Genomic DNA, 9,972 nt, shown 5'->3' with positions numbered 1-9,972 from the left:
CCAGGCCCGGCACGACGTCCGTTATCCGTTGTCCGGCGCAAACGCCCCGGCGGCGACCTGCGCCGGGGTGACCACCCCGCTGTCCAGCACCCAGCCGCTTATCAGCCCAGCAGGCGTGACGTCGAACGCCGGATTGTAAACGGCGGCCCCCGTCGGCGCCCACTGTACCGCGCCGAAGCTGCCCGCCACTCCGGTCACTTCCGCCGCCGCGCGCTGCTCAATGGGGATCGCCGCCCCGTTCGGGCAATGGCGGTCGAGGGTGGTCTGCGGGGCAGCGACGTAAAACGGGATCTGGTGATAATGGGCCAAAACCGCCAGAGAATAGGTGCCGATTTTATTCGCCACGTCGCCGTTGGCGGCGATACGGTCGGCGCCGACCCACACCGCATCCACCTGCCCCTGCGCCATCAGGCTGGCGGCCATTGAATCGGCGATCAGCTGATAGGGCACGCCCAGCTCGCCCAGCTCCCAGGCGGTTAAACGACCGCCCTGCAGCAGCGGCCGGGTTTCATCAACCCATACGTTGGTCACTTTTCCCTGCCGGTGCGCCAGCGCGATAACCCCCAGGGCGGTCCCTACCCCGGCGGTCGCCAGGCCACCGGTGTTGCAGTGGGTCAGCAGTCGACTGCCGGGCTTCACCAGCGCACTGCCCGCCTCAGCGATGCGGTCGCACAGCTGTTTATCTTCTTCGACCAGACGCAAGGCTTCCGCTTCCAGCGCCTGCGGGTAATCCTCCCGGGCCAGCGCCTGCTTCATGCGATCCAGATTATTCATCAGGTTGACCGCTGTCGGCCGCGCCGCGCGCAGCGTCTCCAGCGCCTGCTGGAGTGCATCCCGGTTCAGGCCGCGCTGGGCCAGCAGGGCCAGCAGCAGGCTGGCGGACAGGCCAATCAGCGGCGCGCCGCGCACCCGCAGGGTATGAATATGGTCCACCAGCAGCGCAACGTTATCCGCCGCCAGCCAGCGTTTTTCCTGCGGCAAGGCCTGCTGGTCGAGAATAAAAAGCTGATTTTCACTCACCCGCAGGCTGGTGGTCTGTAATGTCTGCATGTCGTTAAATCCCTGTTGCGTTGTTGTATCACATTGTGTCAGGATGGAATCCAGAAGTATAGACGTCTGAACGGCTTAATCAGAATTCGAGGATCGAGGCAATGTCGCAATACCATACCTTCACCGCCCACGATGCCGTGGCTTACGCGCAACAGTTCGCCGGCATCGACAACCCATCTGAGCTGGTCAGCGCGCAGGAAGTGGGCGATGGCAACCTCAATCTGGTGTTTAAAGTGTTCGATCGTCAGGGCGTCAGCCGGGCGATCGTCAAACAGGCCCTGCCCTACGTGCGCTGCGTCGGCGAAACCTGGCCGCTGACCCTCGACCGCGCCCGTCTCGAAGCGCAGACCCTGGTCGCCCACTATCAGCACAGCCCGCAGCACACGGTAAAAATCCATCACTTTGATCCCGAGCTGGCGGTGATGGTGATGGAAGATCTTTCCGACCACCGCATCTGGCGCGGAGAGCTTATCGCTAACGTCTACTATCCCCAGGCGGCCCGCCAGCTTGGCGACTATCTGGCGCAGGTGCTGTTTCACACCAGCGATTTCTACCTCCATCCCCACGAGAAAAAGGCGCAGGTGGCGCAGTTTATTAACCCGGCGATGTGCGAGATCACCGAGGATCTGTTCTTTAACGACCCGTATCAGATCCACGAGCGCAATAACTACCCGGCGGAGCTGGAGGCCGATGTCGCCGCCCTGCGCGACGACGCCCAGCTTAAGCTGGCGGTGGCGGCGCTGAAGCACCGTTTCTTTGCCCATGCGGAAGCGCTGCTGCACGGCGATATCCACAGCGGGTCGATCTTCGTTGCCGAAGGTAGCCTGAAGGCCATCGACGCCGAGTTCGGCTACTTCGGCCCCATTGGCTTCGATATCGGCACCGCCATCGGCAACCTGCTGCTGAACTACTGCGGCCTGCCGGGCCAGCTCGGCATTCGCGATGCCGCCGCCGCGCGCGAGCAGCGGCTGAACGACATCCACCAGCTGTGGACCACCTTTGCCGAGCGCTTCCAGGCGCTGGCGGCGGAGAAAACCCGCGACGCGGCGCTGGCTTACCCCGGCTACGCCTCCGCCTTTCTGAAAAAGGTGTGGGCGGACGCGGTCGGCTTCTGCGGCAGCGAACTGATCCGCCGCAGCGTCGGACTGTCGCACGTCGCGGATATCGACACTATCCAGGACGACGCCATGCGTCATGAGTGCCTGCGCCACGCCATTACCCTGGGCAGAGCGCTGATCGTGCTGGCCGAGCGTATCGACAGCGTCGACGAGCTGCTGGCGCGGGTACGCCAGTACAGCTGAATGCGCCTGTTTCCCTCACCCCAACCCTCTCCCACAGGGAGAGGGAGCACCCCCTAAAAAAGTGCTATTTTCGGGGATTGCCCGGCGGCGCTGCGCTTGCCGGGCCTACAAATAGCCGCATAACGGTTTGATATTGCAGTCTTTCGTAGGCCGGGTAAGGCGAAAGCCGCCACCCGGCAGACATGCGAGTACAATTTTGCGTTTACCTTACCCTCACCCCAGATACTCAATCACCGATAGCCCGCCGTTGTAATCGGTGCTGTAGATAATGCCTTGCGCATCGACAAACACGTCACAGGACTGGATCACCCGCGGGCGGCCGGGACGGGTATCCATCATTCTCTCAGGCGCAGCCGGCACCAGCGCCCCGGTCTCCAGCGGGCGATACGGGTTGGAAATATCGTAAGCCCGCACGCCGGCATTCTGATACGTGGCAAAAATCAGCGTTGAGCTGACAAAGCTCCCCGGCCGGTTCTCATGCAGGTTGTGCGGACCGAAATGCGCCCCTTTCGCCACGTAATCCGCTTCATCCGGCGGCGGGAAGGTGGCGATGCTCACCGGGTTGGTTGGCTCGCGGATATCAAACAGCCAGATCAGCTTCTCGCNGTCCTCCTGGTTGTCGAGCACCGCTTCATCCAGCACCACCAGCAGATCGCGATCCGGCAGCGGCAGCGCGGTATGCGTTCCGCCGCCGAACGGCGGGCTCCAGTTGCGATGACTAATCAGCCTCGGCTGGGTACGGTCTTTGACATCCAGCAGCGTCAGGCCGCCGTCGCGCCAGCTGCCGTAGGCGGTATCCCCGGCAATAATGGCGTGATGCAGCGCATAGCGTTTGCCCTGCGGCCAGTCCGGTGTTTCACCGCCCGCCTGGTGCATCCCCGGCAGCCACCAGCGCCCGGCTACTTCGGGCTTACGCGGATCGGCCAGATCGATGGTCAGGAAGATGTAGTCGGTAAAACCGTCGATCAGCGCGGACACATACGCCCAGCGCCCGCCGACGTACCAGATGCGGTGAATACCGATGCCGTTAAGCGACAGGAAACTGATTTCCCGCGGCTGCGCGGGAGTGGAAATATCAAAGATGCGCAGCCCGGCGCTCCAGCCCCTGTCCTGCACATCGCTGACCGTGTCACCCACCGAGCGGGTGTAGTACACCTTCTCATCAGCAAAACGGGCGTCGGCAAACAGATCCCGGGCGTTGATCACCAGCAGCAGATCGTCATGCGCCTGGAGGTGCACGTTCCAGGTGCCCGGCGGCGCGGCAATATAGTTGACGGTGGTGGGCCGGGTCGGATCGCGAACATCGACCACGGAAAAACCCTGCGACACCATATGGCCGATATAGGCGAATCCGCGGTGCACCATCAGCTGCACGCCGTCCGGACGACCGCCCTGATCGCTATGGCCAATCAGCCGCATATTGCGGCTGTATTCGGGGGAAGGTAATGCTGACATAGGGGATCCCTCTCGCCCGGTGGCATGGTTTTCCCCCTCTCCCTGCGGAGAGGGCCGGGGTGAGGGCACCAGGCCGCCACCCACCGCCACCCGGCTTGATTTTATTTGTTCTTCGCTTCCAGCGTCGCGAACCACGGCGCGATAAAGTCTTCGGTCTGGCCCCAGCCAGGGATAATTTTCCCCAGCGACGCCACGTTTACCGCTCCCGGCTGGGCCGCCAGCAGCGCCTGGGGAATCGCTGCCGCCTTGAAGTCGTAGGTGGCTGGCGTCGGCTCGCCGGCGATCTTGTTGGCGATCAGCCGCACGTTGGTCGCGCCGATAAGCTTCGGATCCACCGCCACGCTCACCTTCCACGGGCTGCCGGCCTCGCGCATCAGCTGCAGATCCTGGTTGGAAATATCAATGCTGTAGAGTTTGATCTCGGTGCGGCCGTTCTCTTTCAGCGCCTTATAAGCCCCCTGGCTAAAGGCATCCCAGGTGCCCCAGATCGCGTCAATTTTCCCTTTCGGATACTTGGCGAGGATCGCCCCCACCTTGTTGGCGGTGTCGCCCTGCACATCGGATGACACGGCGCCGATCGACTCCAGCTCTTTAATCCCCGGATTTTGCTTCAGCAGCGTCTGGTAAGCCGCCTGACGGCGCTCCATCGGCGGGAAGCCCGCCACCCACAGCTTGACGATGTTGGCCTTGCCGTTGAAGTCTTTCACCAGCTGGCCAAAAGAGAGCTCGGTCAGCGACGCGTCATCCTGCTGACTGACCGTCACCCCGGGGATCTCACCGCTCACCGCGGTATCGAACACCGCCACTTTGATCCCGGCGTCCACCGCCTTCTTCACAAGGGCGGTGGAATACGGGTCACGCCCCTGGGAGAGAATAATGCCATCGTATTTCTGGCTGATGGCCTGGTTGACGAAGTCCTGGAATTTGGCGTCATCGCCGTTGCTCAGGAAGGTGCTGATTTTGAAACCGAGCTTTTTGCCTTCCTGCAGCGCCCCGGAGACAAACTGGGTGGTGTTATCGTCAGACCCCAGGTTGCGGATCACCGCAATACGGATCGGGCCGCTGTGCTCGGCAATCGCCGCCGGCACCGGCGTCGGGGCAGTGGCCAGCGCCGCCGTCGACTGCAGCAGACCCAGCGTCATCAGAGAGAGTGCGATCTTTTTCATGCGGTTTACCCTGTAAAATGTTAAGTACGGCGCTGAAAATAGGTCAGTGCCAGCGCGCCAGCCAGCACCAACCCTTTAATAATGTCCATCGCGTAATACGGCACCGAGAGCATCACCAGCCCGTTGGAGAGCACGCCGAGGATCACCGCCCCCACCAGCGTCCCCAGGGCGTTCGGTTTACCGGAGCCCGCCAGCGAAAAGCCGATCCAGGCCGCCGCCACCGCGTCCATCAGATAGCCGCCGCCGGCGTTGACCTGCGAGGATCCGATACGCGAGGCCAGCAGAATGCCGCCCAGCCCGGCCAGCAGCGAGGCAATCACGTATGCTGCGACTTTGTAACGCGTGATCCGCAGGCCGGAGAGCCGCGCGGCCTCCGGGTTGCCGCCGATGGCGTACATCCGCCGTCCGTGGGTAGTGAACGACAGCGCCAGCTGGGCGACCAGCGTCACCACCAGCATGATAATGACGATGGTCGGCACCTGCCCCAGCGCGCCAAAGGCCGCCGGGATAGTACCCTCCGCCATCTCGCCGCTCGGCAGCACCATGTTTTCGGTAATCGACCCACCGTAGCTGTATGTCATTGCCACGCCCTGAATCACAAACAGGCTGGCCAGGGTGGCGAGCATGTCAGGAATGCGCAGCACCACGATCAGAAAGGCGTTAAACAGCCCCACCAGGGTGCAGAGCGCGAGGGTTATCAGAATCGCTTCGGTGGTCCCCAGGCCATGCCAGACAAACAGGGAAATCACCAGCGCGTTAGCCAGCGATGCCGTCGATCCGACGGACAGATCGAAGCCGCCGATGGTGAGGGAAATCGACACCCCAATGGCAATCACCGTCACGATGGCAATCGAGCGCAGAATGTTGATNATGTTGAACGGGTCAAGGAAGTTGTCCGAGGCGAGGCCAAAGACCGCCACCAGCAGCACCACGGTCAGCAACATGCCCCACTTATAGAGAAAATCAAAAAATCGCTGACGGCCCGATACCGTCGCGTTTACTGCCAGGGCCTTGCTCACGCTGCCGCTCCTCCGGTTGAATAATAAAGCAGTGTCTCTTCCCGGGCTTCCGCGCCGGGGATCTCCGCTACGATCCGTCCGTCCCACAGTACGCAGATGCGGTCGCATAAACCGACCAGCTCGGCGAATTCACCCGAGGCATAAATCACCCCTTTGCCTTCCCGCGCCAGACCATCGATCAGCATGAACAGATCGGTTTTCGCTTTCACATCGACCCCTTTGGTCGGTTCGTCAAAAATCAAAACGTTGGCATCACCGCGCAGCCATTTGCCAATGGCCACCTTCTGCTGGTTGCCGCCAGAAAGACGGCGCAGCGTCTGACCGGGACCGGTAGCGCGCACGCCGAGGCGGGCAATCACCTCCTCCGCCCAGCGCCAGGCCTGCCGATGGCCAAACAGGCTCCAGCGCGAAAAGCTGTTATCGGCGCTGACCGCCAGGTTCATCGCGATCGGCTCTTCAATGAAAATGCCCTCTTTGCGTCGCTCCTCCGGGACCAGCGCCAGGCCGCGCCCCACCGAGTCGGCCGGATCGCGCGGTCGCCACGGCTGGCCGTTCAGCTCGCCCCTCTGCACCCGGCTTTTGCTGGCGCCGAACAGCGCTTTGCACAGCTCGGTTTTGCCCGCGCCGGCCAGCCCGGCGATACCCAGAATTTCCCCCTTCCGCAGGCGCAGCGAAATATCCTGCAGCAACGCCTCATCATGCAGACCGTCAACCTGCAGCAGCACCTCTTCGCCGTGCGGCGGGCGCGGCGGCGGGAAGATATCGCTCAGCTCNTGGCCCAGCATCTTTTCGACGATCTGTTCGCCGCTCAGCGGCCCCATCGGGCCGCTCTCAATCAGCCGCCCGTCGCGCAGCACCGTCAGGGTGTCGCAGATCGCCTTCAGCTCATGGATACGATGCGAAATAAACACCACCCCGATCCCCTGATGCTGCAGACGGCGTACTACCGCAAACAGACGCTCACTTTCATGCTGATCCAACGGCGCGGTGGGTTCATCGAGGATCAAAAAGCGGCAATGGTGCGACAGGGCGCGGGCCAGCAGGATTTGCTGTTTTTCGGCGAGCGTGCAGCTGTCAATGGAGCGCCGGACGTCCAGCGCCACATCCAGCTGCGCCAGCGCCTCGCGCGCCAGCTGCCGAACCCGCGACCAGCGGAAGGTCATGCCCGGCTCCGCCAGCCTGTCCAGCATAATGTTTTCCGCAATGCTCAGGCCCGGCACCAGCGCCACGTCCACCTCCTGCTGCACCAGGTGGATCCCCAGCTGTTTAGCATCCCGCGGCGAACGAATGATGACCGGCTGGTTGTTGATCGTCACTTCGCCCTCATAGTGGGCGTGGGTGCCGCACAGCACGGCCATCAGCGTCGACTTACCCGCGCCGTTGGCCCCGGTCAGGGCATGCACCGACCCGCCATGGAGGGTAAAGTCCACCTTGTTCAGCGCCTGAAAGCCGGAGAAGGCCAGGCTAATGTTATGCATCTCAAGGCGATTCGCGCTCATCACTGCTCCCGTGCGGCAATTAATCTTCTGATTTAACGAATTTTTCATAGCCGCCGCTGGCTGACAACTGCGTAAAAAGCATAAGATACAACGAAATAATATTAGCCATCTGGATGTCCAGACATAACATCAGGTTAGCCCAACACCAATAAGGACAGCACCCATGAGCAACAGCGATATCCGCGTCGTGCCCGGCCCGGCCAACTATTACTCCCATCCTGGCAGCCTTGAGCGGCTAAGCGATTTTTTTAACGCCGACCAGTTGTCGCGGGCGGTGTGGGTCTATGGCGAGCGCGCCCTGGCCGGCGCCGAGCCTTTTCTGCCGGCGGCCTTCCACCTGCCGGAAGCGAAAAAGATCCGCTTTACCGGCCACTGCAGCGAACGCGACGTGGCGGGTCTGGTGCAGGCCTCAGGTGACGATCGGGCGGTAGTGATTGGCGTCGGCGGCGGCGCGCTGCTCGACAGCGCGAAAGTGCTGGCCCGCCGCCTGGGGGTTCCGCTGGTGGCCATCCCGACCATCGCCGCCACCTGCGCGGCGTGGACGCCGCTGTCGGTGTGGTACAGCGACGCCGGACAGGCGCTGAATTTTGAGATGTTCGATGACGCGAATTTCCTGGTGCTGGTCGAGCCGCGCATCATTCTCAACGCCCCGGCGGAGTACCTGCTGGCGGGCATTGGCGACACCTTAGCCAAATGGTATGAGGCCGTGGTGCTGGCGCCGCAGCCGGAGGCTCTGCCGCTCACCGTGCGGCTGGGGATTAACGGCGCGCTGGCGATCCGCGACGTGCTGCTGGACAGCAGCGAAACGGCGCTGGCGGACCAGCGCCGCGGCGAGCTGACCCAGGCGTTTCGCGATGTGGTGGATGCAGTTATCGCCGGCGGCGGGATGGTTGGCGGGCTGGGGGAACGCTACACCCGGGTCGCCGCCGCCCATGCGGTGCACAACGGGCTGACGGTGCTGCCGCAGACGGATAAATTCCTCCATGGCACCAAGGTGGCCTACGGCATTCTGGTGCAAAGCGCCCTGCTCGGTCAGGATGAGGTATTGGCGCAGCTGGTGCAGGCCTGGCAGCGCTTTAACCTGCCGGCGACGCTGGCGGCGCTGGAGGTTGATATCAATAACCGCGCAGAGCTTGACCGGGTCATTGCCCATACCCTGCGCCCGGGCGAGTCGATTCATTATTTACCGGTGACCTTAACCCCTGGGGTTCTGCGCGCGGCGTTTGAGAAGGTGGAATACTTCAGCCGTTAATCACCCCGACCGTCTATACCTAATGATGATGCTCACCACTCTCGCAACGAGGTCATCATGCAGATCGATTTAACAGGTAAGAAGGCGCTGGTTACCGGCGCCAGCCGTGGATTGGGGCGCGCTATCGCGCTGTCACTGGCGCGCGCCGGCGCCGATGTGGTTATAACGTATGAAAAATCGGCCGATAAAGCCCAGGCGGTCGCCGAGGAAATAAAGGCGCTGGGTAGGCACGGTGAAGCGGTGCAGGCCGACAGCGCCAGCGCGCAGGCGATACAGGATGCTGTGACCCATGCGGCGCGGTCCCTCGGCGGGCTGGATATTCTGGTCAACAACGCCGGGATCGCGCGCGGCGGCCCGCTGGAGTCCATGACGCTGGCGGACATTGACGCGCTTATTAACGTCAATATTCGTGGGGTGGTTATCGCTATCCAGGAGGCGCTGGTGCATATGTCCGACGGCGGCCGCATCATCAACATCGGCAGCTGTCTGGCTAACCGCGTGGCGCAGCCGGGCATCGCGGTTTACTCAATGACCAAGTCCGCTCTCAACTCCCTGACCCGCGGCCTGGCGCGCGATTTAGGCCCCCGCGGTATCACCGTTAACCTCGTCCATCCCGGCCCGACCAACAGCGATATGAACCCGGAAGACGGCGAGCAGGCCGATGCTCAGCGTCAACTTATTGCGTTAGGCCACTACGGCCAGCCGGAAGACATCGCCGCGGCGGTCACCTTCCTCGCCAGCCCGGCCGCCGGGCAGATCTCCGGTACGGGGCTGGACGTGGATGGCGGATTGAACGCCTGATCGCACATTTTCTGCAAGCCTCTGTCGCCCGGCAGAGGCCTTTCCGCGCCGCCTCGACGGGTTGCGTTTTGCCTCTTACCTGCGTTTTTTCTCCGCTCTACAGTACCCCATAAGAAATTCGGAATTTATCTAATAGTCTTATTATTTCCTTATATTTTGTGTGGGCGTACAGTGGAGGTACGGATGAAAATTGTCTGGTCAAAAACGGCAGATAAGCAATTTTCTAAAATCGATACTCGGTATAAGAGCCGCATTAAATCCAGGCTGGAGAAGATGGATGATAAAGCTTCACCTATCTCGGATATCAAAAAATTGTCCTCTCCCGAAAACCACTACCGGCTGCGATTAGGTGATTACAGAGTCATCTACACCTTTGGGGATCCGCCGGGCGATACCTGCTACGTCGTGGCGGTTAAACGCCGAACNNNC

General features: G+C 62.0%; 9 protein-coding genes (1 of these 9 cut by a window edge). 4 read left to right on the top strand and 5 right to left on the bottom strand.

The genetic code is table 11. From position 1 onward, the window contains the following. Positions 1 to 21: 21 nt before the first annotated feature. Positions 22 to 1,050, bottom strand: coding sequence for an S-methyl-5-thioribose-1-phosphate isomerase (gene mtnA / locus VZP09_RS03210; protein WP_004183373.1), 1,029 nt, complete (start codon positions 1,048 to 1,050; stop codon positions 22 to 24). 101 nt (positions 1,051 to 1,151) lie between these two features. On the opposite strand from mtnA, the gene mtnK reads away from it, so the two are divergent. Further along, on the top strand, positions 1,152 to 2,351 hold the full coding sequence (gene mtnK / locus VZP09_RS03205) for an S-methyl-5-thioribose kinase (protein WP_032447410.1): 1,200 nt from the start codon (positions 1,152 to 1,154) through the stop codon (positions 2,349 to 2,351). 213 nt (positions 2,352 to 2,564) lie between these two features. Here the strand turns inward: mtnK and VZP09_RS03200 are convergent, their stop codons facing one another. The 4 genes from VZP09_RS03200 to VZP09_RS03185 form a co-directional block, all read right to left on the bottom strand. Then, entirely contained in the window at positions 2,565 to 3,806 is a 1,242-nt protein-coding gene (locus tag VZP09_RS03200) for an LVIVD repeat-containing protein (protein WP_328794895.1), read from the bottom strand. Between the two features lie 101 nt (positions 3,807 to 3,907). Then, the gene (locus VZP09_RS03195; protein WP_008805596.1) at positions 3,908 to 4,972 is read right to left on the bottom strand and encodes a sugar ABC transporter substrate-binding protein; all 1,065 of its coding nucleotides are present in this window, start codon (positions 4,970 to 4,972) and stop codon (positions 3,908 to 3,910) included. A 20-nt stretch (positions 4,973 to 4,992) separates the two neighbouring features. Further along, positions 4,993 to 5,991: an ABC transporter permease gene (locus tag VZP09_RS03190; protein WP_328794894.1), complete on the bottom strand. Its 999-nt coding sequence runs from the start codon at positions 5,989 to 5,991 to the stop codon at positions 4,993 to 4,995. Further along, the gene (locus tag VZP09_RS03185; protein ID WP_328794893.1) at positions 5,988 to 7,490 is read right to left on the bottom strand and encodes a sugar ABC transporter ATP-binding protein; all 1,503 of its coding nucleotides are present in this window, start codon (positions 7,488 to 7,490) and stop codon (positions 5,988 to 5,990) included. The genes VZP09_RS03190 and VZP09_RS03185 overlap by 4 nt, the downstream gene beginning before the upstream one ends. A gap of 163 nt (positions 7,491 to 7,653) precedes the next feature. On the opposite strand from VZP09_RS03185, the gene VZP09_RS03180 reads away from it, so the two are divergent. From VZP09_RS03180 to VZP09_RS03170, 3 genes are all read left to right on the top strand, one after another. After that, a complete protein-coding gene (locus VZP09_RS03180) occupies positions 7,654 to 8,742 on the top strand; it encodes an oxidoreductase (RefSeq protein ID WP_062914493.1) in 1,089 nt (362 codons plus the stop codon). Between the two features lie 57 nt (positions 8,743 to 8,799). Continuing rightward, on the top strand, positions 8,800 to 9,543 hold the full coding sequence (locus VZP09_RS03175; protein ID WP_004885764.1) for an SDR family NAD(P)-dependent oxidoreductase: 744 nt from the start codon (positions 8,800 to 8,802) through the stop codon (positions 9,541 to 9,543). Positions 9,544 to 9,726: 183 nt separating this feature from the next. Next, positions 9,727 to 9,972, top strand: the 5' portion of a protein-coding gene (locus VZP09_RS03170) for a type II toxin-antitoxin system RelE family toxin (RefSeq protein ID WP_328794892.1). 57 nt of this gene lie beyond the right edge of the window; 246 of the gene's 303 nt are visible here — the first part of the coding sequence; its start codon is at positions 9,727 to 9,729; its stop codon lies off the right edge, out of view.

The organism is Klebsiella sp. EMBS2024 (genome assembly GCF_036233805.1).
In the GTDB taxonomy this organism is placed as follows: domain Bacteria; phylum Pseudomonadota; class Gammaproteobacteria; order Enterobacterales; family Enterobacteriaceae; genus Klebsiella; species Klebsiella pneumoniae.
Note: the sequence above shows the minus strand (reverse complement) of the source record. Positions and strands in the feature narration are given on the sequence as shown.